Consider the following 26,752-nt stretch of genomic DNA (forward strand, 5'->3'; position numbering starts at 1 on the left):
GACGTCCCCAACCAAGATCGGCCAGTGCGATGACGCGTTGAACGGCTGCGCCGTGCTCATCGACGCGAGTCGTCGACGAGCCGCTTGGCGAGCAGTTCGGAGGAGGCGGGGTTCTGTCCGGTGTAGAGGTTGCGGTCGACTTCCATGAACGGACGCAGGGGCAGGCGTCCCTTGCGGTAGTCGGCGCCGCTTTCGCGCAGGCGGTCTTCCAGGAGCCAGATCGCCTTGCGTCCGAAGCTGTTGAACTTCTCCTCCAGGTTGGACAGGCCCGTCAGCCGGTATCCGGCGAACGGCCACGAGCCGTCCTCGTTCCTCGCCGCGAACGTGGCCGCCGGTGCGTGGCACAGCAGCGCCAGCGGCTTGCCGGAGTGCAGCACGCGGGTGAGGAGAGCTCCCGAGACCGGGTCGACGGCGAGGTCCTCCATCGGTCCGTGCCCGCCCGGGTAGAAGACCAGGTCGAATGCGTCCGGGTCGATCTCCTCCAGGGGCCTGCGATTGTTCAACTCGCCCTGGATGGAGCCGGGGTACCGGGCGACCTCGCGCAATTTGGAGGGCATGCCTGCGGTACGGGACATGCCTCAGGCGGTCCAGCGTGGGAGCCCTGCCGCCGGGCGTGGCCAGCGTGATCTCCGATCCTGCGCGGGTGAAGATCTTGTGCGGCACGGCGAGTTCCTCGCCCCAGTAGCCCGAGGGGTGCACTTCGCCGTCCTTCAGCGTCCAGCGGTCTGCTGCGGGCACGACGAAAGGACTCTGGTCATCTCTGCCTCCCTTGCGTGGTACGGCTCCCCTCCCGTAAGGGGCTCAGCGAGCACCGACGGCCTTGAGGACTTTCTGTGCGCCGGTCAGGAGCGCGACCCAGGTGTCGGGCGAGATGCGGGCCGGCGGGGTGAAGCCCTGGAGGCGCTGATGGGCGACGGTTTGCGGCTCGGTGTATTTGAAAATTCCGTCCGCGCCGTGGCGGCGGCCGATTCCTGAGTCGCCCATGCCGCCCATCGGTGCGTCGATGCTGCCCCAGGCCGCGGCGAAGGCTTCGTTGACGGTGCCGGCGTGGATGCGTGCGGCGACGGCCCGGCCCCGCGCCCCGTTGCGGGTCCAGACGCTGGCGTTGAGACCGTAGGGGGTGGCGTTGGCCCGCGCGATCGCCTCGTCGACGTTGTCGAAGGGGTAGAGGGAGACGACGGGGCCGAAGGTCTCGTGTGCGTACAGCGTCATGGCTGGGGTGACGTCGGTGAGGATGGTCGGTGCGTAGAACAGCGGGCCCAGGTCGGGGCGGGCCGTGCCGCCGGCCAGGACGGTCGCGCCCTTGGTGACGGCGTCGTCGACGTGTGCGGTGACGGTGTCCAGTTGGGAGGGGGTGGTGAGGGAGCCGACGTCGATGCAACCTCGCCGAGCTGGTCTTCCGCCGCTTGTCGGTGCACGGCACCACCCTGCGCACCCGGCCCACAGAGCAGAAAGCCGCCATCGTGGCCGAAGCGCAAGAGAAGGTGTGGCCGATGATCGAGAACGGAGCCGTGCAGCTCATCATCGATCAGACCCTGCCCATGGCCGAGGCCGCCGAGGCGCACCGGCGCATGGACGCAGGCCGGCACATCGGCAAGATCCTGCTGGTGAACGACTAAAACGAACCCGGGGTCGGATGGATCCACCCGACCGCGCCGTAGTCACTACTAGCGGGCACCTGATGGCCAGACCGGCCTCGGCGAGGCAGCCGTCCACGGGTCGCTGCGGTGCTCGAGTGTTGTAGACCGCGACGGATGCGCTGCGCTGGAGGAGGCGTTCAGGGGGCGCCGCGGTCCACCTGCCGTGTCACAGGCCGGTGGCGTCAGGCGATGCGACACCCCGCCCGGGGCACGTCATCCGCCCGCGGCGTCCTCGGCCTCCCAGCGCAGCAGGTCGCCCGGCTGGCACTTGAGCACCTCGCAGAGCGCGGCGAGGGTCGCGAAGCGCACCGCCTTGGCGCGGCCGTTCTTGAGTACCGCCAGGTTGGCGGGCGTGATCCCTACGCGGTCCGCGAGCTCGCCCACGGACATCTTCCGCCTGGCCAGCATCACGTCGATGTCGACGGCGATCGCCATCAGATCACCTCGCCCAGCTCGGCCTCCATCTGCGCCGCTTCGACGTCGCGCGCGACGGCCTGGGCGAGCAGCATGCGCAGCACGAGCACGATGAGCGCGACCCCCAGGATGGCCAGGGCGATCCCGCCCATGATGACGGTGACGCCCGGGTCGGCCCGCTGGCCCGGCGCGTTGAGGACCGTGACCGCGAACCACAGGAGGGCAGCCGCCACGATCGCACCGATCACGGCATCCACGTACCGGAAGGCGGCGTGGGAGAACACTGTTCCGCGGCGCACCATGGTTACCAGCCGCCATACGCAGACCACGGTGACCTGGACCGACACCATGCCCAGGATCGCGATCACGCGTAGCGGGGTCAGCGGCAGCGTCCCGTCCTCCGGGTCGGTGGCCAATGCCCACACCATCAATGCCTGCACGAACACGGTGCCGGCGAGCACCACCGCAAGCACGGCACGCAGCGCACCCACTGTCAGCTTTGCCATGGCCCATCCTTCCATCGAGTTGCGATGTGAATCTATCGAATCTCGATAGATGGAGCAAGGCCTGGGAGCGGGGGACGGCAGCTTCGCGTCTGGCGTGCCCGTGGCCCGGCCGTCGTCAACCCCACCTCCGCCGATGAGGAAACCACCACTGAAGCAGCGGTCCTGCTCGACGCGCGGCGGCTCTCCAGCAGCCCGCCGCCCTCTTCGAGCATGTGCGCACACGGCCGGGATTCGGGTTCGGCGTACCGGCTCAGCCGCTGGTGACCGGCCGGACCGCGAAGGTCGCGAAGGACCACGGCCACAAGGTGCGACGCGAATCTCTCCTCAAAGCCTCAGCAGCATGTGCCCGACGGGGCAGCCAGACACGCAAGGGAGACGTGCGGCCGACGGATCCGCCAGCGGCCAGCGAGAGGGAGCGGGGCGAGAACTCCCACCCTTGCGCGCGCCCGGAGTGCGGGGGTGCCCCAGACAACTCAATGCACGCCGATTTCCCAGGAAATGGTCGGTTAGGCGTAGAAGCAACCGAAGAGTGCGCACCGCTGGACCAGTGAAGCCACAGGGCGGCGGCCCGCACGCTTCAGGTCGCCTCACTGCCGCGAATGGCAGCACAACGCACCACAACCACATCGGGAGTTCAGGTGAAGAAACACAGGACCGGAACCGTGCAGGCAGTCAGTGACGGACGGGCGGAAGCCGTCATCCGTGCGGACGAAGACGGGGCCGATGTTCTCGCCCCCTATGGCGAGTTCGGCAGCACCGAAAGCGGACCGTCGACTCTCAGGGCAGGTGAGCGAGTGACCTACACCCGTGAGGAGCGACCCCAGGGACCGATCGCGCGTGACATCCGCCGCTAGCGCAGCGACGGATTCAGCAGCGCCACCAGGGGCGTCACGCTTGGTGTCGGCGTCTGTGCTGACTAGGGCACAGTCACCGATCAAGGCAAACTGAGCTGAACGGCTCGGCTTGTTCCCTGGCCCGGCCCGCTCGCGCTCGGCAACGGCCGCGGGCCACCGCACCTTGTCTCCAACGCGCCTGCATGGCGACGACGTTGAAGACAAGGTGCTTTCGATGGGCGAGATTGCCAACAGGCACAGCAAACGGCCGGCACAGCGCCGATCCGCCCAGGTGGCAACGGGACACAGCCGAGCAAGGACTTGCCGTCAGCCGGCTCATCCCGCCCACGCACCTACGGTCCACCGAGGACGGCCGGACCGGCGAAGCTCCTCGCGATCGTGTCGCGGGCGATCAGCCAGACCCGCTCACGCCACCAGGCGCAGCCAGGCCTCCGCGAGTGCGGCGTGACCGGCCGGCGTCGGATGCACACCGTCCGCGGCCCAGTACTCCGGCCAGGTCTTCGCGGCAAGCTCGGCGAACATGGCGTCGGCGTCCCGCAGATGCGCGCCGTACTTGTGAGCGAGTTCGCGCACGGCATGGATCTTCGGGTCCAGGTCGGTGCGCCATAACCTCCGCTCCTCCTCTCCGATGAGTGCGTCTCCGGCCTCGACGCCGCCGTCGATCGGCAGGAGGAAGGGCTCTATGAGGATCAGTTGCGTGCCCGCCTCGGCGAGGGGAGCGAGCAGGCGCTCATATCCTGCTTCGAACTCCCCCACCGGGATGACGTACCCCTTCGGGTCCAACGTGTGCCGGATGGATACCCGGCAGGTCCCTCCGAAAGGTGCCAAATACCACCGACATCGCACCGACAGCCCCCGATAGGCCGCCGACACCGCGGCTCCGCCGCCCGATCACTCCCGGCCGAACCGCCGATCAGCCTAGGGATTTACGGGCCTCCACGCCACGGACCGCCTCATCCAGCTTCGGCATTGAGGCGGGCACACACGCAGCAGAACTCTGCATACGGGCACTGGTCTTGCTGCCTATCCTCTGGTCTCCGGAACGTGCTTCACCCAGAAACACCGCTCAGCAGGGGGCCGTGGGAATGAGCGTGGTACGTAGGGCGTCTCTCCCTCTGTTGCGGCCGAGCACCTGTGGTACTTCCCGGCGGACTCCCACTTCCCCTTGACCGGACCCACTGACCGAACTGACCGAAGCGATGCTGTCCACGGACGGACCGCAATAGGTGAGTTGATGTCCCGTCTGTTATCGCCTGAGCGTACGGGCCGTGCGGACTCCGGCTGGTCAACGTGCTTGGCCATGCTGGAATGACCGTTCCGGGCAGGACATGTTCCCCGCCACCGCATTCAGCCCGGCTCGGCCACAGCAAGGCGCGGCCATGCTGACCGGATGCCACCGATCAGCCGCCGCCGATCCCACCACCCTGCCGAAAATGGGTCTCCGGCATCCGGTTGTCGTGCTTCAACGGTTCCTTCGTCCCCAGACGAGCCCAGACCAAGAACGCCCCCAGACCCACAGCCAACAGACCGACCGGAACGAGTATCGCCCAAACCCACTCAGGCATGCCGCCTCCCCCTTGACGTCCTCCGGCCCCTTCCACGGGCCATACCACCAAGGTAGAGCCCACCACTGACAACGACCCCGGAGAAATCGAACGGCCGCTCAGACGGCGAGCCGATTCCCTAACCGGTGCAGGTCAGAGCCACCAGGCCCCGGGGCGGCACAGGTGCTTGTCCACCTACCGCACCACCTGATCCTCGTCCGGGAACAACGGCCGCTTACCCCGACCGTTGGCCAGGGAACTCCGACCACAATGGGTCAAGGACCAGCCGAAGGGCTTCGGGTGGCGTGCCTTCAGTGACGTGCTCCGCCGGCCCTCGCGCCCCCGCGTCCAGCTCGATAGCTCGACGGTACTGGTCTGGGACAACGCCCCTATCCGCACTCCGCCTGACCGCCCCCTTTCTGAAGTTCCCCGCCGCGGAACACCAACTGGCTCACCGCATTCCAACTGCCCTCGCCCGCAACGGATCTGAACCACAGGAAGGCATCTGGTCGACGGTCAAGGGAGGCATCGCAGCATTGCGCAGCCGGCCTGTGCCAGATCACCAGGGCCGTGAAGCGCAGGCGCAGCAGCCCCAGTACCGCCCGGGCCTCTTCGCCGCTCGCCTCGCCGGCACCGGCCTGGTCATGTACGACTGGCGAAATCATGAATTCAAGGTCAGTAGTGTGATCCGTATGTCTGACGGGATCGCCTGGATAGGCGCACACAGCACCACAGAGAAGTCCGCCGCCCTGCCCGGAATGCTCGGCGGAATATCGCTGACCTGTGTCCGCGGACCGGATGCCGACGAGTTCCTCATCGCGCTGGGCGCCGACCTCGATGAGCTGGCCGCCCGCACCCCCTGCAAGGACATCACCGTGCCGGCGAGGCGCCGGGGCGATCGGTCACCGCACGTCAACCGCGCCATGTACGGCGCATGCGGGGACTGGGTGTACGTGCTGGAAGACTGGGGCATGGCGACGTGGGCCACCGGCTACCAAGGGGTGGAGTCGATGCGTCCCTGCCCGGACGAGGAGATCGTCTGCGTGACGATGAACTGGTGGAGCCCACCGCACAGGATCATCCATGCACCGGGTGACGGGCGTGCCTGGCAGGCCGAATTCGGAGCGGACACCGGGGATGCCTCCGCACTGGACACGGCACTCCACGCGGCGGGCGCGGTGTTCCCGGCCATCGGGGACGTGGGCGAAGCCGCCGTGACGGCGTACTACGAAGAGCACCGTCCCCGGCTGCCCGAAGCGGTGTTCACCGCCGTCGGAAGCTACTGCGGCCTGTCCATCGACCAGGAAGCCGTTCAGGCCGGTGACCTTCCCGGGCTCCTGATCCCGATGGTTTGAATCCTCCCCTCCCCGAAGGGAGGAGGGGAGCCCTCGCCCTCCAAGGCTGATGTGGCCAGGCCGCAAGCTCCCCGACGACTGCATGGCCAGGCTCGTTACGTACTCAGCGAAGCGCCGTAGACCGAAAGGGCCGCAATCCCGACCACACAGACGACAATTGCCCAGTAGCCAAGGCCCCTGCCACGCGCGCCTCGACCGGTACGCGCAACGGAGTTGACCGCCTGACGGGATGCCGCCGGCCTGGACGCGGCCGGCGGAGGGCCGGAGGCCGCTTCGGCGAGCAGGCGGCGGCAGGTCGCCGCAAGCTGGGCAGTGTCAGTGGAGAGCGACACCACGGCTTCCGATCGCGCCGGCGCGGTGGTGCCACCCTCGAGGATGCGCCCCGCCCGGATGAGTATCTCGTCCCTACCTCCGGCAGGCGCGAGACTGATCCAGCGCTGCACATGCACACCTCGGATCACCACTCCCCCGGACCGCTCCCGGTAGACGGTGTGCTCCCGCCAGAGTGTCTGCGCCAAAGCCTGTGCAGTGTCTCGCAGTTGGACACTCACGATCTCCCCCTACACCACCAACGAATCGAACAAAGATCGCACTGTAGCGGAGGCGGCAGCTCTGGACCATTCCATCGAATCCCACCCGAGCGGCGGGAACGGCCGCCGACGCACTCACGCTCGCTCGGTCCGGGCGGACCCCCCGGCATCGGATCCCTCGCGCCGTACCCGCCAGGCGATCGAAGGCCAGATCCGCACGAGCCAGGAGTCACCGACTGCGCGCCACTACGCGACGGTCAGCAGAAGGTGGTCCTCCAGCGCCAGCCTCCTGGGTCGGCCCTTGCGGGACCGGATCCACACCGTCGATTGCCGTAGCTTGTTGATCAGCCTGCCGAACTGACGCCGGTTCATCGCGGCGAACGGGGCCATTCGGGACGGCTCGAAGTCCGTGAACGCCCCGGTCGCAGCGAGTTCGTTTACCTCGCATACAGCAGCGACGAAGCGAAGCACCCGTAGCCTGTGGCGGTGCTGATCTACGACGAACTGACCGCGGCAGAGCGTGCGTTGTGGGATTCCTTCCCCGAGGGGCGGTGGGTGGATCTGCGGACCGGGGCGCCTGAGGACGACGATCCCGCCGGAGGGGCTCACTGGGGGGCCGAGCGCACAGTCCGCGCCGAGGTCGTGGCTGCCCTTCTGCTGGGCGGCAACACGGAGCGGTCGAGCACAGTCCCTTCCCTGCACCTCGCAGGCGCACGGATCACCGGCCGCCTCGATCTGGACGGTGCGGAGATCAACCACCTGCTCTGGCTGAAGGAATGCCGGTTGGAGCAGGCAGCCAGCTTTTACGCGGCCTCCACGCGGACAATCCGCATCACGAGCAGTTGGGTCCCCGGTGTGGACGCCGGACTGGCCCGCATCGAGGGCCATTTCGACCTGAACAGGTCCGTGATGGAAACAGGTCGCCTCTCCCTCATCAACGCTCATGTGGCTGGAGAGCTGGATCTGAACGGGGCGCGGATATCGGCGTCCGGGCAATGGGCGGTGTTCGCGGGCGGCCTGGTCATGGGCGGTGGCATCTTCTGCCAGAAGGGTTTCACCACGCGGGGCGGGGTGCGGCTGCCGGGCGCGCAATTGTCCGGTGGCCTGTTCATGCAGGGCGCGCGCCTGGAGAGCCCTGACGGCATGGCACTGATTGCGGACAACGCGACTGCCACGGTGGTCGACATGTCCGAAGGCTTCAGCGCGGTGGGAACTCTGCGGATGCGGGGTGCTCAGATATCGGACCTGCTGACCCTTGAGGGAGCCACCCTCCGAGGTGGCGACACGGCGCTGTTCGGCGTCGGAATGCAGGTCGGAACATTCGACTTCAGCCTCGCCGCAAGGCCAACGGGAGCAGTGGACCTGCAGGGTGCCAGGGCGACTGTTCTGCACGACCGCGAGCAGAGCTGGCCGGCGGAGGTACGAATGGATGGCTTCGTCTACGGCTCCCTCCGCTCCGACAGAACACCCCCGCAGGAGGATGTTGCCCAACGCCTGGCGTGGATCCGCCGGAACCCGGGCTACGCCCCGCAGCCGTACGAGCAGCTCGCCGCCTGCTACCGCCAGGCCGGCCACGACGACGATGCCCGGACGGTGCTGCTGGAGAAGCAGCGCCACCGCCGCCGCACCCTGAACCGACCCGGACGGGTGTGGGGATACCTGCTCGATGCCGCCGTCGGGTACGGCTATCGGCCCTGGCTGGCCGCCTTGTGGATGACCGCGCTCTGCCTGCTCGGCAGCCTGGTGTTCAGCGCCCGCTCGCCGATCCGGACGAAGACCGGAGAGGGCGACCCGTTCAACCCCTTCATCTACACCGTCGACTTGCTCTTCCCCATCGGTGACTTCGGCCAGCGCAGCGCATGGCATTGGACCGGGGCGACACAGTGGCTCTCCTACCTACTGATCGCGGTCGGCTGGCTCCTCACCACGGCTGTTGTCGCCGGCGTGTCCCGCACCCTGAACAGGAACTGACAGACCCGACGCGCTCACGCCCTCAGCGATGAGTCAACCTTCGAGGTTGTCCTCGGCAGATGTCGCACCGGCCGGATGGCCACCACATCAGGCCCCAGCCCACCGGCCCCACCCACGCGCCCGCCTCACAGGAAGGTGTTCTGGGCACGTCCTCACGCCTGACCGGTCATCCGACTGCGGGCTCCGCCGCCATCACACGCGCCGGGCGCGTCTCCGGCAGCAGCGCGAAGCAGCCCAGGCTGAGCAGAGCGAGCCCCGTCAGATACGCGGCCACACCCCAGGGCACCGGGCCGCCCTGCTCAGCGAGCGCCGTCGCCACGATCGGCGTCAGCGCGCCGCCGAGGACTCCGCCAAGGTTGTAGCCGACCGCGGCTCCCGTGCAGCGCACGCGCGGCTCGTACAGCTCCGCCAGATACGCGGCGATCACGGCGAACATCGTGATGAACGCCAGCATCGCCCCCAGGATGCCGAGGAACATCAAAAGCGGAGCCCCCGTGGCGAGGAGCGCGACCATCGGAAACATCCACAGGGCGGAGCCCGCGCATCCCGCGAGGCACAGGGGCCGTCGGCCGAAACGGTCGGCCAGCATGGCCACCAGCGGCGTGGCTGAGCCCTTCACCACCACGGCGGCCATGATGCAGGTCAGCATGACCGTACGGCTCACCCCCAGTCGCTCCGTCCCGTAGGCGAGGGACCAGGTGGTCACGGCGTAGAAGATGGCGTATCCCGCCGCGAGCGCGCCGGCGGTCAGCAGGACGAGCCGCCAGTGGTCGCGCACGACTTCGGCAAGCGGCACGCGTGCGCGGTCATCCATTTCGAGGAACCGTGGGCTCTCTGCCAGCGACGATCGCAGCCACAGTCCTGCCACGGCCAGCAGCCCTGCGGCCCAGAAGGGCACGCGCCACCCCCAGGACGCGAACTGCGCGTCGGACAGTGTCGCCGACAGCGCCAGCATCACGCCGTTGGCAAGCAGGAACCCCAGCGACGGCCCGACCTGCGGAACGCTCGTCCACAGCACGCGTCGTTCGGCGGGTGCGTGCTCCGCGGTCAGCAGCACCGCTCCGCCCCACTCCCCGCCGAGCCCGAGCCCCTGCAGAAACCGCAGGACGAGCAGCAGCACGGGAGCGGCAACCCCCATCGTGTCGTATGTCGGCACGCAGCCGACCGCGACCGTGGAAGCGCCGGTGAGGAGCAATGACGCGATGAGAACCGGTCGTCTGCCGTGCCGGTCCCCGATGTGTCCGAACAGCACCGAGCCGAGCGGCCGGGCGACGAAGCCCACGCCGAAGGTCCCGAAGGCGGCCAGTGTCCCGGCGGCCGAGGAGAACGTGGGGAAGAACAGCGGGCCCAGGACCAGCGCCGCAGCGGTCCCGTAGACGAAGAAGTCGTAGAACTCGATGGCGGTACCGGCGAGTGAGGCGGTCGCGAGCCGCAGCATGGAGGGCGCCGTTACGGTGCGTACGTCGTGCATGCCACTTCAACTACCCAGCGTGACCATCGGTTACGGGAGTGCGAGCCGCGGGCGCATCAATGGGCCACTGCACATCCCTCGCCGCAGTCGACGCCCTCCAAGCCGCGAAGCCGAAAAACGAGGGCGCCGACGCCGCCAACCTCGCCGCGGTCGCCGAGCATCTGACCCAGTGCCAGAACCACCCACAAGGGATCGACAGGGCGCACTTCGCGAATCGCACGCTGTGGCGACAGGCCGTCCCCCAGGGGCACGCCTACCGCCCTATCCGAGCGGGGCGGGCCCCTTCTGGGGAGGACTGACGCCATGAACGAGTCCCTGCCGGCCAGCCGTGGGCGCTGCGGACGCCCCACGCCTGGCTCAGAGCAGAGCGATCACGTCACTTGGCGTTGCGGGTGAGCAGCCGGTCCACGTCGTTGCCGACGGAGCCAGGGGCGGTCGTGTCCCGCACGTTGTTGGTTCCAAGAAGATCGTCCACGGTGGCGCCAAGAGTGTTGCGATCAGCCACACCGGGGCGCCCGTCGAGAGACAACAGGCCACCACTGGGCGGTTGGGGTGCGGCCTGTGCGGCCGAGGTGAAGGACAGGGCGGCCCCTGCGACGGCGACAGCGGCGAGTACACGCTTGATGTTGTTCATGATCCACCAACGATCTTCAGCCGCAGGGGTCACTTGCGGGCACACCCTTCGCCCATTCCGGAACCTGATGGGTTCCTCAGGTCAGCAGGCTCTTCACCAAGGGGGATCCACCGTCCGGATCCAGCCGGCGACGTGCCCCTCGGTGAAGAGCGTCGAAGCGGGGTAGCTCCGGCGCGGACGCCGCCCCTGCGACCTCCCAGAAGTGCACGAGAGGACTGTGACGCCGCGCTTCCGCCCTTTCGCAGGGCACAGGGGCCGTCGAAGCGCGCCGCAAAGCCCCTGTCTCCCGGCGCACTTAACCCCACATCAGCCTGGGTGCTCCACACCAACGGAGCCTACGGCGCGCCCAAGGCCCCGCTCGTCCACGCTGCGCGCAGCGCCTTCTTGTCCACCTTGCCGACCTTGGTCGTCGGAAGCTGGTCCAGCAGCACCGTCTTCCGGGGCGTGTACAACTCTCCCAACTCGGCGGTGACCGCCGCGCCGACCGCCTCCGGGTCTACGTCAGCGCCCGCTGCCGTGGCCAGGAAGATCTGTACGGCCTCCCCGTACTCCTCGTCCGGCACACCCAGCGCCGCGGAGTTACGCACACCGGGCAGCGTGAGCAAGAAGTCCTCCAGGACCCGGGAGTAGACGTTGTCGCTGGTGGCGCCGGTGACGATGATGTCCTTGGCCCGGTCGACGAGATAGAGGTACCCCTCGGCATCGAGATATCCCATGTCCCCGGTGCGCAGCCAGCCGTCGTGCAGGGCCTCCGCGGTGCGCTCCGGGTCCTCGTAGTAGCCGAGCATCACCGTCTCGCCACGGACGCACACCTCGCCGACCTGCCTGACGGGCAGTGGCGCGGTGCTGTCTTCACCACGGATCTCGATCTCGACGTCGGAGATCGCGCGACCGCAGCTGCGCCAGAGCTCGGGGCGCAAGGCTCCCTCCGAGGCGAGGTCCTCCGCACCGAACGCGGTGATGCCGAGCGCCTCCGATTGCCCGTAGCCCTGGCTGAGGACGGGTCCGAACACCTCGACCGCCTGCTGCAGCCGACTGGGCGACGTGGCCGCGCCGCCGACGACGATCCGCTGCAACTCGGGCAGGGCGCCCGATACGCACTCGGGCTGGTCGAGAATCGCGTACAGCATGGGCGGTACGAGCATGGTGGCGGTGATCCGCTCCTCGCGCATTACCGTCAGCGCCGCGCCCGCTTCGAACTCGGGCAGCACAACGAGGGTGGACCCTGTCACCAGTGCCTGGAGCGAGGTGAGGTGGCCGCTGCCGTGCGTGAGCAGCGTGGCGGCGAGCACTCGGTCCGTGTCCTGGTTCATGGCCGGGAAGAAAGCGGAGCCGGAGTTCTGCGGGGCGTCTTCCATCAAGTTCACCAGCACGTCGTAGAGCCGGTGACTGTGCGCGGCGAGCTTGGGGCGGCCCAGGGTTCCGCCGGTGTAGAGGACGGTGACGGCTTCGTCCGCTCCCGGGGCGGGCACGCCGTCGGGGCGGACGTCCGGGCACTCGGCTGCCAGGGCCAGCAGGTCCGTGCACGGCTGCTCGCTGGGCCCGAGGCTGAGCAGTGGGGGGGCGTGGACGCTGCGGCCGGCCGCGTCGGCGGCCCGTTGCGCGAAGAGCGGGTCGGTGACCACGGCGCGTGCTCGGGACTGCTCGACGAGGGCGGCGAGCTCGCCGGGCCCCGGCTCGGGCGGCAGGAACACGACGCGGCAACCTATGAGATGGACGGCGAGCTGCACCAGGACGGAGTCCACGCGGTTGGCCAGGAAAAGCCCCACACCATCGCCGGGCGCGAGCCCCTGCCCGCGCAGTGCATGGCCCAACCTGAACAGCTGGCGCCGAGCCTCTCCTCTGGTCAGCCGCTGTGCACCCTGGACGAGGGCCTCGGCGTCCTCGTCCTTGTGCCAGTGCTCCAGAATGCAGTCCACGTACGTCCGCGGCTCGGATGTTTCCTGTGCGTTAACAATCACCAACACATCCAAACACGCTGCTCAGAAGCCCCGTCCTCACAGGGGCAGCCTTCGGCCATCAGCTAGCGGAGTGCCATGCCCATGCCGTAATGAAAATTCGTTACTGGCTGGTCAGTTGAGCGCTGGAGAGAGCCCACGAGCGCCCGTCATCATGGCGCGAAACCCTCCCCGTGGTGTGGCCCCGGCAGGCCCTTGGACGGAGACCGACGGGCCGGCAGCAAGGTCGGCCCGACGCGCCGAGCGAACTACCGGCCGCTGCCCTGCGGTGACGCTGACCCTGCGCGGCGTTCTCGTCGTGCTCGCGCGGCATGCGCATGGCGGTGGCGGCGGATGGGCGCTCACTCTTCTTCTGGCCGGTGCTGATCACGAGGCGGGCGGCGATGGCGCACTACGGGCATCGGCGGCCTGCGGGCGTAAGGGGCGTAGGGCAGCGTGTGAGGTGTGCCAGTGTCATGTTCACTGCTTCAGGGGTGTGTCTGTGCGCTCCCGTGCGCTGGGGGTGCCGGGTGGGGTGGCGGGAAGGTTGACGGGAGCGCGGGTGGCGGGCTGCTTCCGGTTCCTGAACGGGGGTGATCCGGCGTCCCGGGAGGTCAGCGGGGAGGCTGCGATGGCGGTGTGCGTGGCGGGGCTGAAGGGGTCGGCCACCTGTCCGGGAGGCGTCCGGGCGCTGCCCCGGCGGGGCCTTCCCGCTCGGGCGAGGGGACTCCGTGCGTTCCTGGTGGAGCGTGTGCGTAACGAGACCCTGCGTCTTGCGGAGCAATATCCTGCGGACGGGAAGGAAGGGGCGGGCTTATGACCGTGCCCGCTTCCATGGAGGCAGCCGGTCAGCCGGATCTGCTCAGCATCCGCCGCGCGGTCGATGCCGTGCTCGAGGAGTTCCTTTCGGTCAAGGCCCGGGCGGCATCCGGCGGCGGGTGGCCTGGCGAAGTCACCGATGTGCTGCACCAGTTCCTTTTCGTCGGGGGCAAGCGGCTGCGGCCCTTGCTGTGCGTGTGCGGCTGGCACGCTGCCGGTGGGCACGGTGCTCCCGGCCCGGTGGTGCGGACGGCGGCGGCACTGGAGCTGTTCCATGCCTTCTGCCTGATCCACGATGACGTCATGGACGGCAGTGCCACCCGCCGCGGGCACCCCACCGTCCACCGGGCCCTCGCCGCCCGCCACCAGGATGGCCGCACCCGGGCCACCGCGGAGCGTCTGGGGGCCGGCGCCGCCATCCTGGCCGGTGATCTGGCCCTGGTCTGGTCCGATGAGCTCCTGCACACCGCTGGCCTTACTCCCGCTCAGCTCGCCGCCGTGCTGCCCGTGATCGACACCATGCGCACCGAAGTGATGTACGGGCAGTACCTCGACCTGCTTGCCGCCGGCCGCCTCGCCACGGATGTGGAGGTCGCGCTGCGGGTGATCCGCTACAAGACGGCCAGGTACACCTGTGAGCGCCCCCTGCTCCTCGGCGCGGCTCTCAACGCCGCCCCGCCTCCGGTGTCGAGGGCGTTGAGCGCCTGGGCCCTGCCCCTGGGCGAGGCGTTCCAACTCCGCGACGACCTCCTCGGGGTCTACGGCGACCCACAGGTGACCGGTAAGCCGGTCCTGGATGACTTCCGTGAGGGCAAGCACACGGTTCTGCTCGCTCTTGCCGTCCGGCGCGCTACCGGCACCCAACGGGCGCTCCTGGAAGGGCTGGTGGGTGACCCGGGACTGGACGGGGAGGGAGCGGCCCGCATCCGGGAGGTACTGGAGGCCACCGGCGCCCGTACCGAGGTGGAGGGCATGATCGCCGCCCGCTACGAGCAGGCCCTCACGGCCCTGGAGGCGGCCCCGTTTCCGCCTGCGACTGTCCTTGCCCTGCGCCATGTCGCGGCCCTGGCCACGGAGCGCACCTCATGACCGCCCATGCCCGCGCCCGTACTTCGGGGCGTGCGATCCTCTGCGGACTCCCAGATGGTCGTGAACACGGTCGGGGTCACCTCTCGTGTCTCCGTCCGAAGCATCTCCTCCAGTACCGTCCCGCGAGCGGATCCGACCGGCAACTGACCAACTCCTGCATGTGGTTGACACGCCGCGGCGAGCAGGGCCTGACGGCCAACGGCCTGGAAAGCCCTCCGCCTGGTTCCCACCGGCCGCTCGGACGCACCGAACACCGCCGCGGCCGTGCCGTAAGTCTTGAACCGTCCGGACTCCAGCGCGATCGCCCACAGTCGAAGGCCCGCTTGCGCAGCGGGCGTCAGCCACCGCATGCCCCCACTCTCGATCACACCCGACCAAGGAATAGGAAACCCACCAGTCTGGGTCCCCAGCCGGGCGATTGTGGTGTGTACACCGGAGTTGATACGTCACGTCTTGCTCGATGAACGCACTTTCGACCAGAGCGGGCCGTTCTTGCAACGGGGGCGGGACGTCCTCGGAGATGGTCTTGCCACGTTTCCGCGAGCGGCAGTCACACACCGACCGAAGAGCGAGGGCCCATGGAAACTTTTCAGTTTCGGTTACGCGAGTTCCCCGACCTGCTCCCCTGGCGGCAAAGTCCCTTCAGCGCGGAAACGGAACAGAAGTCGAATCAGTGGGTACGTAACCACCTCGGCGGACTGTTTCCCGATGCGGCACAGCTGGAGGAATTCATCGACTGCCGATTGGCGCTGTGGCCATGCCTCGCATACCCGGATGCATCTCCCGAGCGTCTGCTGGCGATCTGCAACTGGAACCAGCTGTGGTTCCGTCTCGACGACCTTGCCACCTACGACCCTCAGCTGAGCACCTCGAAAGAATCAGCGCGGAAAGCGTACGTACACCTCAAGAACGCCCTCTGCCACACCACGGACAGCGACTACCTTCCGGCGCGACTCGCCACGATGGCATGGCAGGCGTTCTCCGGCCTCTCCAACAGTCAGCGCACGCGTTTCGTGGGCGCCTACGGCGACATGCTGGACGGATTCATGAGCGAAGTCACCTATCGCTCCGGCGCCTCCGAGTGCGACTTCGACACCTGCATGGACATCCACCGCGTCAGCGGCGGCATGACTTGGACGCTGGTGCACCTGGAATACGGCCTGGGCATTGACGTATCAACCCAGATGAAGTCCCATCCAGAACTGGAGGAAATCAGTCGGCCGGCCATCGACCACACCCTGCTGACCAACGCCATCCTGGCCTTCCGAAAGGAATACTTCACCGGCGACCCGATGAATCCCGTAGCGTGCCTCATCCGGAGCAGGGGCTGGGACATCCAACGGTCCGTCGACCATGTACAGGAACTCATCCTCGATCTGGAGAAGGAATTCATCGCGCGCCGGGACAGGATACTTGCCGGGGAACTCGGGCAGGACCCGGAAGTATGCAGCTATCTGGATGCCGTGGGGCGCTGGATGAAGGGCACCTTGCGATGGCAATTCATCTCTCCGCGCTACCACGGACGTGGCTGGGAATGGAACGGATTGACCTCGGGCTGGGTCACCATCACACCTCAGCGCACTGTCATCACGCCCTCCCCGCAAATTGGCCCGGTATCGCTGCCGTGACCCCCGCGGCGACGAAGACAGCTGCCCTGAACAAGGATCCCCTGCACCTCACCATGAAGGGAGAATCGGATGTCCGACACCTGGGAACCCGCCACGGCGGCTTCCGTTCGCGCGGCACTGGAATCGGCTTCGCGGAATCTGGCCGACCGGGGTCTGCACAGCTCCGTGGGGTCGGTCCCGGAATGGGAGGGTTACGCACCGGTGATCGGCGCCACTCCGACGGAGGTGTTCTACCTTGATGTGCGGCTCGGGCCGGCACCGCGGCGCCACGGCCATGTCGCACACGCCGTCTTCCAGGTGTTCGACCCGGCCCGTCCGAATCTCGGACTGATGCTCACCTACCAGGCAGACGAGTCCGGCAACCCACTCGACGAACGACGTTGGCCGGTGTTCGACATCTCATTGGACCGCGCCATCACCTTCGGGCTGCTGCCCATCTTGGAAACGGCCCTCGGCCCTCTCGACGCCACAGGCCAGGGCAAGAGCGTGTACGCGGGACTGTTCCACGGCAGGTCCACCTTCCTCGACATGTTCTACAGCGCGGTGGTCACAACGCCGAGATTCGTGCGCGGCTTCCACGAGCGGGGCCAACTGGCATGCCTGTTCGTCGACTTCCACGTGCCTCTGACCGAGGCCATGGCCAATGTCGGACGCCTGCTCGTCGGCGACTCCGATGTCCACTGGATCTCCGCCACCCGCACCAGATCCCACATCCGCATCCCCGTCGTCGCCAACGGCGCGGTCCACCCCATGCAATGCCTGTCAGACGCAGTGGACCGAGCCGTCCGGTTGACCCAGGAGTACGCCGACCGGCACGCCGAGCGCGCCATGAAGTAGGCACAAACTTCCCGAGAAGAGACACCTGATGGAGGTGAAGACGGTTCGCTCGGTCGAGACGGTGGACGGCGTGTCGCTTGCCGACACCCGCCTCGGCCGACACCGGATCCCCTCCGGAGCCATCGTCGCCTACAGCCCCTACCTCATCCACCACCGGCCCGACCTGTATCCCTGCCCGGACCACTTCAACCCTGACCGGTGAAAGAGCAGCAATGACGCCGTCCGCCCATCCCAGGGCAGGCTGGTGCCGTTCGCCGCCGGATCTCGCAAATGCATCGGGGACACCTCCGGCATCACCGAAGCCACCCATTCCCTGGCCACCATCAGCGCACGCTGGAGCCTGCGGCTCGCGCAGGATCGCATGTTCGTCCCTCACTTGGCGGCACTCTGTGCCCCCAGGGGCTCACCATGCTCCCGGCCAGCCGACTCGAAGCCCACGCCTACACAGCCACCCAGGCGATCGAAGCCGCGGGCTCGAGTCCGCCACCAGTACCGCTGGTCCGTGCGGCCCCGCCTAGGCTGCCAACCATGAATGCAGAGACGGCCAGCGGGACGGGCCCCGAGCCCGACGTTCTCGACGCGAAAAGACTGACTGCCGATCCGGAGCTGGCGGCCGACTTCACCGCGTCGGCTCACCGGATCCTGGCGGACCTGGTCCGCGGCGGTGCGCCGCTCGGCTGGGTCGACCCGCCCCCTGCGGACGAGGTGGCGGAGCTCGTCGACCGCGTACTGCGCGCCGCACGGTCCGGGGACGGGGCGCTGCGTGCGGCGTATGCGGGCGGCCGGCTGATCGGGCTGGGGTACTGGTTGCGCTATGCCCGTCCGACCAATCGGCAGCATGCGGATCTGGAGAAGCTCGCCGTGGCGCCCGAGGCGCACGGTCGGGGCATCGGCCGGTCGCTGACCAGTGCTCTGGTCGAGGATGCCCGGGGTGCGGGGATCGAGGTCCTCACCCTGGACGCCCGGGCCGACAACACCAGGGCCCTAGCCCTCTACCGGTCGCTCGGGTTCAGCGAATACGGTCGCCTCCCCGACTTCGTCGCGATGGGCGGCCGCCGCTACGACAAGGTCTTCTACATGCTGGACTTCCGCGAGAACGGGCAGCAGGGTCAGCAAACCGAGCCCCGGACCTAGGTTCTGCCTCCTTGGCCCTGCGGAGCCGGCGGCATACAGCCGCTGACACCGGGGCGCCGGGGCACCGGCTTCAAGGTTGGCCTTGCCGCAGGGTTGGATCCATAAAAAGTCATTGACATATGCCAGTTGGTAAGTTTGGTTCCCGAACCGGCAGTGCGGTAACTAAAGTTGTCGCCATGCTGATGCCTGAGATCACCACCGAAGAACGGACGGCGCTCGACACGGCCCTCCTCGACGCCCTCAACCCGCTCGCCGCATCCATGCGTGCCCGTGCGACTGGGCTCCCCGAGGACCACATGTGGGCAGCGGACCCCGCAGACGTGGCCCTGTCCATCCTCAGCACCTGGAAGGTGGTGGACGAGGAAGTCAAGCGGTTGACGGCGATTTCCGCACAGACTGCCGGTACTTACGGTGCGAGCTACGAACGGCTGGGGGCTGCTTGGGGCATCACTCGGCAGGGCGCCCGCAAGAAGTGGCCCGACGCCCTCGATACGTCGGCAGCCACGGCAAAGGAAGCGAGCAACCTCGAACTGTTCGGTGGCACCGCGGAATTGCGCCGGGACACGCCGTCGGATAGTTGGCGGTGGAGCGGCCAGGGTGCCGACGGAACACGTAGCAACGACAGCGCTGCGCACTCTCTCGCCACGAAGGAAGAGGCTGCCGCGCATGCAGGGGCCTTCCTGAAGGAACACGCCACCGACGAAGGCTAGTTCCCGTCCCGGGTCACTGGCGGGCGCAAATGAAGGTGGCGGTGAGGCGGAGAGCACCAGTTAAGCGGTGGCGAGGTTGTCGGTTTGCACGGCAAGGCTGCGCCAATGCTTGAGGCGGTGATGCAGCCTTCGACGCGATCTGCACATGCATTGGGCGGACGACAGCACCATCTGGGCCCCGCCACCACGGCACGACCGACCCAGCTCCTCTACGGGTGATCCCCAGCAGGCGTTGCCCTCGTCGCCATCACCCTCGCGGACGGCTTCTCGTTCACCCTGGGCAGCCTGGCAACGCCGCGTCGTGGGAACCCGGCATCCGAATGGCGCGCCAGGTTCCCACGGGGCGAAGGTTCGCTGATGCGGCGCTAGACGAAGTACAGAGCCTCCATGTCCCGCACCGCCTCCTGGGAATGCCGCACGCGGAACGCGGTGGTCTGCATCTGCTCCCACCCCCACGGGTCCGAATGCCCCAGCGCCAGGCCCGCCAGGCCCGCCCAGTGGACCTCCTTCGCGTCCTCGCTCAGGTCGACGCCGGCGTTGTCGAGCATCCACGCACGCAGGTCCAGAGAGGCGATCACCCTGTGCGGGTCACCGGAGACGACGAACGGCTCGTCCCCCGGCCACCCCGACGCGTGGAACATCGCACCGTCCGGCAGCCACACGATGTCCTCTGTATGTTCCATGCCCCCGTGGTAGGTGACCCGGCCCACGATCCGCGCGTCGGGAAACCGCTCACGCAGTTCACCGGCCATCGACCTCAGCGGCTCGTCATTTCCGTCGCTCGCGAACGCCGGGTCCGCGATCCCCAGCATGCTCCCCCACGCCGCGACATGCACCACGTCCAGATCAGCACGCGACGCCGAGGGCAACGGTGTCTGCACGGAACGCGGCCCGAGGTCCTCCAGCACCGCCTCGACGCTGTCCAGCGATTCGGCGAATACGCGGGCCTGCGCCGGGTCTTGAGGCGGACAGCTCCGCGCATCGATGTTGAAGGGCGCCTCGAACACGGTCAGGTGGCACAGGCCCATCGAACCACGCACTATCCGGTCCGCAGCAGAAGTCCAGTAACTGCTCTCGTTCATGCGGGTCACCGTAGCCACCGGCAGTGACAGCCGGTCCCTCAGCCGCCGATTTGCGTGCGGGGTAGGCGCGGGGTCGTGTGCGCCGAGGGTGGTGGGGTTGGATCCGGAGCGGCAGCACCCGCCTGCAGACTGCTCAGCCGGTCATGGCGTCACGCGGCCTGCCGCTGTCCGCCAATGCCACGGCGGCCTGGCTCCGGTAGTCGCGGAATCGGCGCAGGTACGAGCGTGCCATGGGGCCCGGCGGGACGCCTCGGGCGAAGGCCCGCATGTTGCGCTCGCCCGCGTTGTAGCCGAGGGCGAGGAGTTCGTCGCGGGTGTAGCGGGCCACGTGCCGCTTCGGAAGGCTCCCGTCCAGGTCCTTCAGGTGCAGGGCCGCCACGTGAACGGCGAAAGCAGGTTCGTCGCGAAGGTCTTGCCATCTCCCCGACAGGCCATGTGTCCGCCGAACCTGCTCGAAGGCCGCACGGTGCATATTGGCCACTCCGAAGGACGCCCCGGGCTTCCACCACTGCCACAACCGCTCCAGCAGCGGATGGTGCGGCTTGTACGCCTCGTTGTGGAGCACCGTCATCACCAGCAGGGGTGATACGCCGACCTCCCCGGCGCTGCGGACCACAATTGCGGCGTAGTCGGCTGGATCGTAGCCGCCGGGCCGCAACGGTGGCGTCGGCACTCCACCGCGCTCCACCGGTTGGGACCGCTGCTCCGATGCTGCCGCCGATTGCTCGGCCATCCTCACTCACCTCTCCCCTGCCGGCTGTCTCGCCCGAACGGCGAGGCGCCCACCCGCTCACGTGCAGGTGCCCACACGGCCCCGCCTCAACCACCCCGCCGAGCACATTGCCCCGTGTCCACAGCTCGAGCCGGAAGGCGACGAACGCTGGCCTCGTTCACTTCCGGTGGTCGGCGGTCCTCCTCAGAGACGGGGCCGGGGCGGCGGTCGGAAGCGCGCGCTCACGGGGCGGAGGACGCGCAGAAGCCTCTCTTGCGGCCGCGACAGGCCCAGCTCCGCCCCGGCTGCCGCCCGCGTCATCGCTATTTCATCGAGATTTCAGCGCCTCCCACGACAGTGGATCGGACGGCGTCGAAATCGACGTGCGATCTGCTGAGCGGCAGTCCCGCGATGAAGCACGGGAACGGCGGGACCGTCCCGATGAGGAGACCACGTTGAGCCAGCACCGCGGCACCCGCAGGGGTGTCCTGAAGGCCGCCGGCGGCATTTCCGCGGCCGATGGCCTTCGGCGGGGCCGGTGTCCTCGCGACGGCGCCGGCGGCTGCGGCTCCGGCGAACGCAGCCGGCGAGGATCCTCCGCGACCGGACGGCACCATCGCCCGGCCCCGTAGGGCGTAGCTGGGGCCGACGGCGGACTCGGTGCGGCGTCGAGGGCGGTGTTCGCCCCTGGCCCCGCGTTCCGCCGGATCCGCGGGGAGTGTGTGGGTTTCCGATGAGTGATGGCCAGTCAGGGGGAAGGTAGGAAATGAGTATGGCGGACACGTCCGGCGCGTCACCGCCGGAGTCGGCGGTGCGCGACACCGAAGGCGGGGAGGAGGGGCCCGGCCGGATACCGGTCAGGCTGGTCCTGGCGGGCGGGCTGGTCGGTGCGGCGTTGCTGACGGCGTCCCTTGTCGTCGGCCTCACGAGCTCGCCCACCATGAGCGTCCCCAAGCTGCCGAAGATGCCCTCGTTGCCGACGGCTCCCGGCTCGATGCCGACGGGATTCCCCACCGACATGCCTACGGGCATGCCGAGTCTGCCCCCGATGCCGACGTCCCGACCGACGGGTCCCGGCTCGATGCCCACGGACTTTCCCGAGGGCCTGCCCACCGACCTGCCCACGAACCTGCCGAGCCGGCCTCCCCTGCCGACCGATCTGACGGGAGGTGCCTCGTGAAAGGCCTTGCTTCCCTGCCGTTGCGGGATGACCGACTGGCGCACACCAAGGCGTTGATGATCGCTCGGATTGCGATCGTCCTGTACCTGGTCGAGTTGCTGTTGAACATGACCCGTCCCCGGGTGCTGCCCGACGAACCGGCCTTGTCGATCTTCTACGAACTGCCCCCGGGCCTGGGCAAGATGCCCGGCTTCGCCGGCTCGCTCGACCGGCTGCTGTCCATGCCGCGCGCCGTCTTCTGGTGCACGCTGGCGGGCATCGTGGCGGGGGTGGTCATCCAGATCGCGGCGGCCGTCCTGCGCCGGTCCGAACGGGGCTCGGTAGCGCTGACCTGGCTGACGCTGGGGTGCCTGCTGTTGCCGTTCGGTCTGCTGTCGCTGGTGGTCGTCGTCGAGTACTTCCCGCTGGTGCTCGCCTGTGTGCCCAGTACGGCCCTCGTCCTGCTCCTGCTGCGCGGCGGGGTGCGGTTCGCCCGGGTCCCGCTGGCCGCACTGCTGGCCGCGTTCGCGTGGGGCGCGTTGATCGTGTTCGGATTGGGCCGTGCCTACAGCGGGCTCGCTTTCGGCACCCTCTTCGGCTACCTGGGAAAGTCCTCCCCCACCGACATCAGCCGAGTCGTGGAGAACCAGTTCCGCACCATCGACCTGCTGATCGTGCACCTCAGCGTCGTTGACGCGCTGGCCGTCGCGGGTGGCGTCGCATTGCTCTTCCTATTGTTCCGCCACCGCATCACCGATGCCGTGAGCGGCCTTGTCCTCGGCGCCGCCGTCGGGCTCGGCTTCAACTTCGTGGAGAGCGCCCTGTACATGAAGATCTACGGCTCGCTGGGCGGCATGCTCGGGTCGACCGGCGGCTTCGAGTACTGGATCCGGCAGTCGATCGGCCTGCTCGGCGGGCAGGTGGCCTTCGGCGCGCTACTGGGGGCCGGGCTCGGCGTCGCAGCCCGGGCACGGCGGCGCGGGCTCATCGCGACGGCCGCCGTGGTGGGGGCGATCGGCGGGGCCACGGCCTCCGAGCTCCTGTCGGGGTGGCTGTCCGGGCTCCTCCGGGACCAAGTCGAGGTCGGCAGCGCGCTCGACGTCCTGGTGGTCTCCCCCTTCCTGTGGCTTCTCCCCCAACTGCCCCTGATCGCCCTGGCCGTCGCGCTGCTGGTCCGTGGTCTACGGGCACGCGCACCCGCGCTGCGGGCAGCCGTGGCGCAGGAGGTCGCAGCGGGCCCGGCCATCACCCAAGCTGAGGTGCCCGTCCTGACCTCCCCCGCGCTGCGGCTCTGGGCGGTGGTCGGCACCTGGCGCTGGCACGGCTGGCGAGCGGCCCGCGCGCTGCACCGCCTGCACTCCGTCCAGTTGGACCTGGCCGGCCACCACGTGCACAACGATCCCACTGACATTGCTCACGCCGACGAGCTGCGCGCACGTATCGCGCGGCTCAGGGGCGTGCCCTCGGAGGTAACCCCATGAACGGTCTCAGAAATGCCTGGCGGACGGCCGTCAGCGCCACCGCCCTCGCCGGAGGGGTGCTGCTCCTGACCCCACAGCCGGCCTCGGCCTGCACGGTCGGGATCGGCTACAAGCCGTCGTTCAACGTCCGCGACCTGGGCCACCCGAAGACGTGCTCGACGGGTGCCTCGCTCGGCGGCGCCGGCGCGGTCGCCGTCCTGGTCCCGGGCGCCCTCGTCGCGGCGAGCTGGTGCGCCCATCGGAAGTCTGAGAGGGGCTTCGGCGCACCCTCGGAGAACGGGAGCACCGGCCCGAGCCAGGCCCTGGTCAGCTACCTGGACGCCACTGGCATCGCGGCGGGCCGCCGGCGCGACAGCTCGACGGATCCGGTCTCCGGCTCCCAACGCCGGACCGAGCAGGAAACGGGTGGGCACGGTGCGGACCGATCGCTCTAGCCGCGCCGTGCGAGGGGGCCGGTGGGGCGCCGCCCTCCTGGCCGTCGGCATCCTCCTCGCCGGCCAGCCGGCCCCCTCGGCGGTGGCTTCCGACACGCCGAACGCCGCCCACTCCCCCACGCCGGAGGTCGGGGGCGAATTCGCCGACATCGCCCGCGACCTGTTGAACGACCCGATCGGCCGGGCCGGGATCCAGGCCCACCGGACCCTCAGGATGACGGACGGCAACCGCAATCTAGCCGTCATCTGGTTCGACCTGACCGGTTTCCAGGCCACACACGTGGCCTCGATCACCCGACACTTCGGAGAGAAACCCACTCACGCAGACTATTACCTCGGGTACGGCAAGCTGCTGAGACGGGAAGGGAACGAGGCCCTCTTTGACCGGATCGGAATTTCAGGAAACGGTCCACTGTTGGAGTTCGCCGCGGTCAACGACCCGCGCCAGGACCATTCCGAAGCCGTCATCTACAAAAAGATCCTCTCCACCGTCCTGTCCAACCTCGGGCTGCGGGACCCCGCGATCAAGAGGTTACTGAAAAGGGCAAAGGCCGGCTTCTCGGACCGTGGCCGGTGTACGAAATGCCTCAAACTCACCAGCGCCATCGACGAGAACAACAAGGGCAAGGCCAAGAGTAACTTCGTATCCGGAACGCCCTACGCCACCCGTCAGGAGAAGTCGGAGTCGGCGAACCGGGTCGGCGCCATCACGAGCAAGGCCATCTCCATCCTCCGGAAGGAGGAGAAACAACAGAAACAACAAGCCTCAACGGCACTGCCGGTCTCGGCAAGCCCGAAAACCCCCTGCACCTCGATGGGACGCGGCCACGGACGGCCCGTCATGGCGATGGCCGTCCCTCTGGCCGCCGGCCCCTGTGACGAGGACGAGGGCACACAGTCGGGCGCCCTCCAGCAACTCCTGGCCTCCCCGCCCGGTGCCGACGCCTACGGAGGCGTGGACTTCTCGACGTTGGAGATGCGCTACCTCTCCGACAGCCCGGACGGGGTGGAGTACGCCTACTCCTCGCAGCCCCTGCCCAAGGGCTACCAACAGGACACCGGACTCGGGACGAGGATGGTGAAGAACCTGGGATCCGACCTGCGTACCTGGCTGGTGCTCGATCCGCAGAAGTTCTGGGTCAATCTCAACCCCACCGAACCGGACCGTATCGTCGACTCCGCGCTCGGAGAGACCAACGCCGGGCGCGCCATGCTGGAGGCCGACTTCCAGATGAAGCGCACGTCGGCGAAGATCCTGCACCCCGACTCGGCGACGGGAAAGCAGTACTGGCGGCAACTCAAAAGCTCCGCGGACGGTTCCCTCTGCTTCTCCTCCCGGATGTGGATCGTGCCCGGAAAGGTCGAGGTGCGCCAGGATGGCGATGCGCTCTATGTCCTCAAGGCAGAGCTCGACGTGAAGACGCAGTCGGACCACATCGACGACCCCTACTCCAAGCCGTGCAACGCCGATGCGGCCACCAACGCCCACAACGAGAACCTGGAGCGCACCCTCGTCCTGCCCAAGATCGTGCAGGCGGTCAACAACGGCCCGGAGTACGCGCCCCTGCGCCGCGCGTTCATGGCGCGGATCATCGCGCAGTGGGTACGCGAGCGGCACCAACAGGGGCACCGGACCTCGTTCGACTCGCTGATCGGCTCCAAGGACCTGGGCCCGGCCAAGATGACCGGCGACTGGCGTCCCAGGAAGGTCTTCGACGACTACGTCCGCTCCTACCGCAACAAGGAGTTCGACATCACGCGGGAGACCAACGACGGACGGTTCAAGCGCGTTACCCGTTACGTGTACGGCGGCGCGGACCTCACGAATGTCCGGCTGACCGGCGTCTCCGGGACGGAGATGCGCACGCGGTACCCGCAGCTCGCCCGGTCCGCACGGTCCTCCACCGACCGACGGGTGACCGCGGCCGACGGGTCGATCTGGCTGGGCGGTTCCGTCCAGACGCCGGAACGGGGCTTCTGGGACGACCTCAAGGACCAAGTCACCCGCCTCACCAGCGGAAACGGCCCCCTCCTCGTGGTGATCCTGCTCGCCCTGGGAGCCATCCTTTTCGGCTTCCGCAACCGCCCGAGCCGCACCAACCGCCCCGCCGCGTAACCGGGCGGTGCCGGCCGGCCGCCGAGTCGGCCGCTCCACAGGCGGGTGGCCCATATGGGCGGCAGGCTGTGGGATGACTGAGCGGGTGCCGCGGCAGCGAAGATGCCCGCAGATCGGGCGGGAGGAATACGCACGGGCCGCGAGAACGGCCATGGGCCGGGCGCTGGGTCTCCGCGCCCGGCCCATGGAACGCGGGTGGAGGCCATCACTGCCCGCTGGGCCGGACGGACTGGCCACCCCATGACATATGTCATCCCCAGAAGGTGATTCAAGGCCCTGCATGGCCGGCTGCCGATCCTCGTAGACTCAACATCATGATCAAAACCCACAAAGTTGGACGAGATGACTCCTGGGAAGGCGTCGTCATCGATAAGTCCCGAGGCATGCTCGACGGCTCGAACATGTACCACTTCGTCGAAGTGCGCGTTGCCGACGGCGAACCCATGAAGGTCCGGATCGACCGCCAGCTCTGGAAGTCGATCGCGGTCGGCGACCGACTCGTCAAGCGGCCGGGCGCCGACCCGGCCAAGGGGTAGCCCTCCGGCCAAGCCGGCCACCGCCCGCGGCACAGCCGCGACGGCGGCCGGCCCCCGGAGCTTCGCCGCACGGACCTACGACCACCGCAACACCGTTGAACGCTGCATCAACTCAAGCAGCGCCCCGGCCTGGCCCTGCGCACCGACACCTCGGGCCAC

The 26,752-nt window shown here is 68.4% G+C and carries 25 protein-coding genes and 3 pseudogenes; 15 read left to right on the forward strand and 13 right to left on the reverse strand.

Translation table 11 applies throughout. The annotated features are described in order from the left end of the window. Window positions 1–56 precede the first annotated feature (56 nt). Together QOM21_RS00705 and QOM21_RS00710 are read right to left on the reverse strand one after the other, a co-directional pair. A pseudogene (locus QOM21_RS00705) lies at window positions 57–758 on the reverse strand (type 1 glutamine amidotransferase domain-containing protein). Between the two features lie 43 nt (window positions 759–801). Beyond that, window positions 802–1,377, reverse strand: a pseudogene (locus tag QOM21_RS00710) (aldehyde dehydrogenase family protein); the annotation flags it as partial. Window positions 1,378–1,412: 35 nt separating this feature from the next. Between QOM21_RS00710 and QOM21_RS00715 the strand changes: the two are divergent. Next, on the forward strand, window positions 1,413–1,619 hold the full coding sequence (locus QOM21_RS00715; RefSeq protein ID WP_407555535.1) for a zinc-binding dehydrogenase: 207 nt from the start codon (window positions 1,413–1,415) through the stop codon (window positions 1,617–1,619). Window positions 1,620–1,853: 234 nt separating this feature from the next. Here QOM21_RS00715 and QOM21_RS00720 read toward each other — a convergent pair whose 3' ends face one another. The 4 genes from QOM21_RS00720 to QOM21_RS00735 form a co-directional block, all read right to left on the reverse strand. Continuing rightward, window positions 1,854–2,075, reverse strand: coding sequence for a helix-turn-helix transcriptional regulator (locus QOM21_RS00720; protein WP_362907333.1), 222 nt, complete (start codon window positions 2,073–2,075; stop codon window positions 1,854–1,856). Then, the gene (locus QOM21_RS00725; protein WP_407547528.1) at window positions 2,075–2,560 is read right to left on the reverse strand and encodes a DUF2975 domain-containing protein; all 486 of its coding nucleotides are present in this window, start codon (window positions 2,558–2,560) and stop codon (window positions 2,075–2,077) included. Before QOM21_RS00725 ends, QOM21_RS00720 begins: the two co-directional genes overlap by 1 nt. Window positions 2,561–3,819: 1,259 nt before the next feature. Beyond that, window positions 3,820–4,197 carry a GDSL-type esterase/lipase family protein gene (locus QOM21_RS00730; protein ID WP_407547529.1) on the reverse strand — a complete coding sequence of 126 codons (378 nt, stop codon included), beginning with the start codon at window positions 4,195–4,197 and terminating at the stop codon, window positions 3,820–3,822. 1,150 nt (window positions 4,198–5,347) lie between these two features. Continuing rightward, complete coding sequence (locus QOM21_RS00735; RefSeq protein ID WP_407547530.1) at window positions 5,348–5,623, reverse strand: hypothetical protein; 276 nt, start codon at window positions 5,621–5,623, stop codon at window positions 5,348–5,350. Window positions 5,624–5,650: 27 nt separating this feature from the next. Between QOM21_RS00735 and QOM21_RS00740 the strand changes: the two genes are divergently transcribed. Next, window positions 5,651–6,313, forward strand: coding sequence for a hypothetical protein (locus QOM21_RS00740; RefSeq protein WP_407547531.1), 663 nt, complete (start codon window positions 5,651–5,653; stop codon window positions 6,311–6,313). 95 nt (window positions 6,314–6,408) lie between these two features. Here QOM21_RS00740 and QOM21_RS00745 read toward each other — a convergent pair whose 3' ends face one another. Beyond that, window positions 6,409–6,831, reverse strand: coding sequence for a hypothetical protein (locus QOM21_RS00745; RefSeq protein WP_407547532.1), 423 nt, complete (start codon window positions 6,829–6,831; stop codon window positions 6,409–6,411). A gap of 258 nt (window positions 6,832–7,089) precedes the next feature. Beyond that, the gene (locus tag QOM21_RS00750; RefSeq protein ID WP_407547533.1) at window positions 7,090–7,215 is read right to left on the reverse strand and encodes a hypothetical protein; all 126 of its coding nucleotides are present in this window, start codon (window positions 7,213–7,215) and stop codon (window positions 7,090–7,092) included. A gap of 108 nt (window positions 7,216–7,323) precedes the next feature. Here QOM21_RS00750 and QOM21_RS00755 point away from each other — a divergent pair, with 108 nt between their 5' ends. Further along, window positions 7,324–8,814, forward strand: coding sequence for an oxidoreductase (locus QOM21_RS00755; RefSeq protein ID WP_407547534.1), 1,491 nt, complete (start codon window positions 7,324–7,326; stop codon window positions 8,812–8,814). Window positions 8,815–8,980: 166 nt separating this feature from the next. Here the strand turns inward: QOM21_RS00755 and QOM21_RS00760 are convergent, their stop codons facing one another. The 3 genes from QOM21_RS00760 to QOM21_RS00770 form a co-directional block, all read right to left on the reverse strand. Beyond that, on the reverse strand, window positions 8,981–10,285 hold the full coding sequence (locus QOM21_RS00760; RefSeq protein WP_407547535.1) for an MFS transporter: 1,305 nt from the start codon (window positions 10,283–10,285) through the stop codon (window positions 8,981–8,983). 376 nt (window positions 10,286–10,661) lie between these two features. After that, the gene (locus QOM21_RS00765; protein WP_407547536.1) at window positions 10,662–10,919 is read right to left on the reverse strand and encodes a hypothetical protein; all 258 of its coding nucleotides are present in this window, start codon (window positions 10,917–10,919) and stop codon (window positions 10,662–10,664) included. Window positions 10,920–11,254: 335 nt separating this feature from the next. Further along, window positions 11,255–12,838: a class I adenylate-forming enzyme family protein gene (locus QOM21_RS00770; protein WP_407547537.1), complete on the reverse strand. Its 1,584-nt coding sequence runs from the start codon at window positions 12,836–12,838 to the stop codon at window positions 11,255–11,257. 834 nt (window positions 12,839–13,672) lie between these two features. On the opposite strand from QOM21_RS00770, the gene QOM21_RS00775 reads away from it, so the two are divergent. The 6 genes from QOM21_RS00775 (at window position 13,673) to QOM21_RS00800 (ending at window position 19,073) form a co-directional block, all read left to right on the forward strand. After that, window positions 13,673–14,764, forward strand: a complete 1,092-nt coding sequence (locus QOM21_RS00775) for a polyprenyl synthetase family protein (RefSeq protein WP_407547538.1) — start codon at window positions 13,673–13,675, stop codon at window positions 14,762–14,764. A gap of 578 nt (window positions 14,765–15,342) precedes the next feature. Beyond that, window positions 15,343–16,392, forward strand: coding sequence for a terpene synthase family protein (locus tag QOM21_RS00780; RefSeq protein WP_407547539.1), 1,050 nt, complete (start codon window positions 15,343–15,345; stop codon window positions 16,390–16,392). A gap of 69 nt (window positions 16,393–16,461) precedes the next feature. Next, window positions 16,462–17,229 (forward strand): hypothetical protein, encoded by a 768-nt coding sequence (locus QOM21_RS00785; RefSeq protein WP_407547540.1) that lies wholly within the window; start codon window positions 16,462–16,464, stop codon window positions 17,227–17,229. 28 nt (window positions 17,230–17,257) lie between these two features. Continuing rightward, complete coding sequence (locus QOM21_RS00790; RefSeq protein ID WP_407547541.1) at window positions 17,258–17,431, forward strand: cytochrome P450; 174 nt, start codon at window positions 17,258–17,260, stop codon at window positions 17,429–17,431. 326 nt (window positions 17,432–17,757) lie between these two features. Continuing rightward, entirely contained in the window at window positions 17,758–18,363 is a 606-nt protein-coding gene (locus QOM21_RS00795) for a GNAT family N-acetyltransferase (protein WP_407547542.1), read from the forward strand. A 176-nt stretch (window positions 18,364–18,539) separates the two neighbouring features. After that, window positions 18,540–19,073, forward strand: coding sequence for a hypothetical protein (locus tag QOM21_RS00800; RefSeq protein WP_407547543.1), 534 nt, complete (start codon window positions 18,540–18,542; stop codon window positions 19,071–19,073). Between the two features lie 365 nt (window positions 19,074–19,438). Here QOM21_RS00800 and QOM21_RS00805 read toward each other — a convergent pair whose 3' ends face one another. Then, window positions 19,439–20,155, reverse strand: coding sequence for a DUF6333 family protein (locus QOM21_RS00805; protein WP_407547544.1), 717 nt, complete (start codon window positions 20,153–20,155; stop codon window positions 19,439–19,441). Between the two features lie 133 nt (window positions 20,156–20,288). Beyond that, window positions 20,289–20,888 (reverse strand): lytic transglycosylase domain-containing protein, encoded by a 600-nt coding sequence (locus QOM21_RS00810; protein WP_407547545.1) that lies wholly within the window; start codon window positions 20,886–20,888, stop codon window positions 20,289–20,291. 751 nt (window positions 20,889–21,639) lie between these two features. On the opposite strand from QOM21_RS00810, the gene QOM21_RS00815 reads away from it, so the two are divergent. The 6 genes and pseudogenes from QOM21_RS00815 to QOM21_RS00840 all read left to right on the forward strand — a co-directional run. Next, entirely contained in the window at window positions 21,640–22,047 is a 408-nt protein-coding gene (locus QOM21_RS00815) for a hypothetical protein (RefSeq protein WP_407547546.1), read from the forward strand. Between the two features lie 56 nt (window positions 22,048–22,103). Further along, window positions 22,104–23,507: a PrsW family glutamic-type intramembrane protease gene (locus QOM21_RS00820; protein ID WP_407547547.1), complete on the forward strand. Its 1,404-nt coding sequence runs from the start codon at window positions 22,104–22,106 to the stop codon at window positions 23,505–23,507. Further along, window positions 23,504–23,941 carry a hypothetical protein gene (locus tag QOM21_RS00825; protein ID WP_407547548.1) on the forward strand — a complete coding sequence of 146 codons (438 nt, stop codon included), beginning with the start codon at window positions 23,504–23,506 and terminating at the stop codon, window positions 23,939–23,941. Before QOM21_RS00820 ends, QOM21_RS00825 begins: the two co-directional genes overlap by 4 nt. Window positions 23,942–23,948: 7 nt before the next feature. Further along, window positions 23,949–26,057 carry a hypothetical protein gene (locus QOM21_RS00830; protein ID WP_407547549.1) on the forward strand — a complete coding sequence of 703 codons (2,109 nt, stop codon included), beginning with the start codon at window positions 23,949–23,951 and terminating at the stop codon, window positions 26,055–26,057. A 314-nt stretch (window positions 26,058–26,371) separates the two neighbouring features. Then, window positions 26,372–26,593 carry a hypothetical protein gene (locus QOM21_RS00835; protein WP_407547550.1) on the forward strand — a complete coding sequence of 74 codons (222 nt, stop codon included), beginning with the start codon at window positions 26,372–26,374 and terminating at the stop codon, window positions 26,591–26,593. After that, window positions 26,594–26,740: pseudogene (locus QOM21_RS00840) on the forward strand (IS5/IS1182 family transposase); the annotation flags it as partial. Window positions 26,741–26,752: the final 12 nt, after the last annotated feature.

This window comes from Streptomyces sp. Pv4-95, from assembly GCF_045782725.1.
GTDB lineage: Bacteria > Actinomycetota > Actinomycetes > Streptomycetales > Streptomycetaceae > Streptomyces.

What these genes read in the sequence shown, in the direction of transcription:
- QOM21_RS00720 (WP_362907333.1), bottom strand. Translation starts at nt 2,075, where the DNA reads ATGGCGATCGCCGTCGACATCGACGTGATGCTGGCCAGGCGGAAGATG.
- QOM21_RS00725 (WP_407547528.1), bottom strand. Translation starts at nt 2,560, where the DNA reads ATGGCAAAGCTGACAGTGGGTGCGCTGCGTGCCGTGCTTGCGGTGGTG.
- QOM21_RS00735 (WP_407547530.1), bottom strand. Translation starts at nt 5,623, where the DNA reads ATGATTTCGCCAGTCGTACATGACCAGGCCGGTGCCGGCGAGGCGAGC.
- QOM21_RS00740 (WP_407547531.1), top strand. Translation starts at nt 5,651, where the DNA reads ATGTCTGACGGGATCGCCTGGATAGGCGCACACAGCACCACAGAGAAG.
- QOM21_RS00750 (WP_407547533.1), bottom strand. Translation starts at nt 7,215, where the DNA reads ATGAACCGGCGTCAGTTCGGCAGGCTGATCAACAAGCTACGGCAATCG.
- QOM21_RS00760 (WP_407547535.1), bottom strand. Translation starts at nt 10,285, where the DNA reads ATGCACGACGTACGCACCGTAACGGCGCCCTCCATGCTGCGGCTCGCG.
- QOM21_RS00765 (WP_407547536.1), bottom strand. Translation starts at nt 10,919, where the DNA reads ATGAACAACATCAAGCGTGTACTCGCCGCTGTCGCCGTCGCAGGGGCC.
- QOM21_RS00775 (WP_407547538.1), top strand. Translation starts at nt 13,673, where the DNA reads ATGACCGTGCCCGCTTCCATGGAGGCAGCCGGTCAGCCGGATCTGCTC.
- QOM21_RS00780 (WP_407547539.1), top strand. Translation starts at nt 15,343, where the DNA reads ATGGAAACTTTTCAGTTTCGGTTACGCGAGTTCCCCGACCTGCTCCCC.
- QOM21_RS00785 (WP_407547540.1), top strand. Translation starts at nt 16,462, where the DNA reads ATGTCCGACACCTGGGAACCCGCCACGGCGGCTTCCGTTCGCGCGGCA.
- QOM21_RS00790 (WP_407547541.1), top strand. Translation starts at nt 17,258, where the DNA reads ATGGAGGTGAAGACGGTTCGCTCGGTCGAGACGGTGGACGGCGTGTCG.
- QOM21_RS00795 (WP_407547542.1), top strand. Translation starts at nt 17,758, where the DNA reads ATGAATGCAGAGACGGCCAGCGGGACGGGCCCCGAGCCCGACGTTCTC.
- QOM21_RS00800 (WP_407547543.1), top strand. Translation starts at nt 18,540, where the DNA reads ATGCTGATGCCTGAGATCACCACCGAAGAACGGACGGCGCTCGACACG.
- QOM21_RS00805 (WP_407547544.1), bottom strand. Translation starts at nt 20,155, where the DNA reads ATGAACGAGAGCAGTTACTGGACTTCTGCTGCGGACCGGATAGTGCGT.
- QOM21_RS00810 (WP_407547545.1), bottom strand. Translation starts at nt 20,888, where the DNA reads ATGGCCGAGCAATCGGCGGCAGCATCGGAGCAGCGGTCCCAACCGGTG.
- QOM21_RS00815 (WP_407547546.1), top strand. Translation starts at nt 21,640, where the DNA reads ATGGCGGACACGTCCGGCGCGTCACCGCCGGAGTCGGCGGTGCGCGAC.
- QOM21_RS00820 (WP_407547547.1), top strand. Translation starts at nt 22,104, where the DNA reads ATGATCGCTCGGATTGCGATCGTCCTGTACCTGGTCGAGTTGCTGTTG.
- QOM21_RS00825 (WP_407547548.1), top strand. Translation starts at nt 23,504, where the DNA reads ATGAACGGTCTCAGAAATGCCTGGCGGACGGCCGTCAGCGCCACCGCC.
- QOM21_RS00835 (WP_407547550.1), top strand. Translation starts at nt 26,372, where the DNA reads ATGATCAAAACCCACAAAGTTGGACGAGATGACTCCTGGGAAGGCGTC.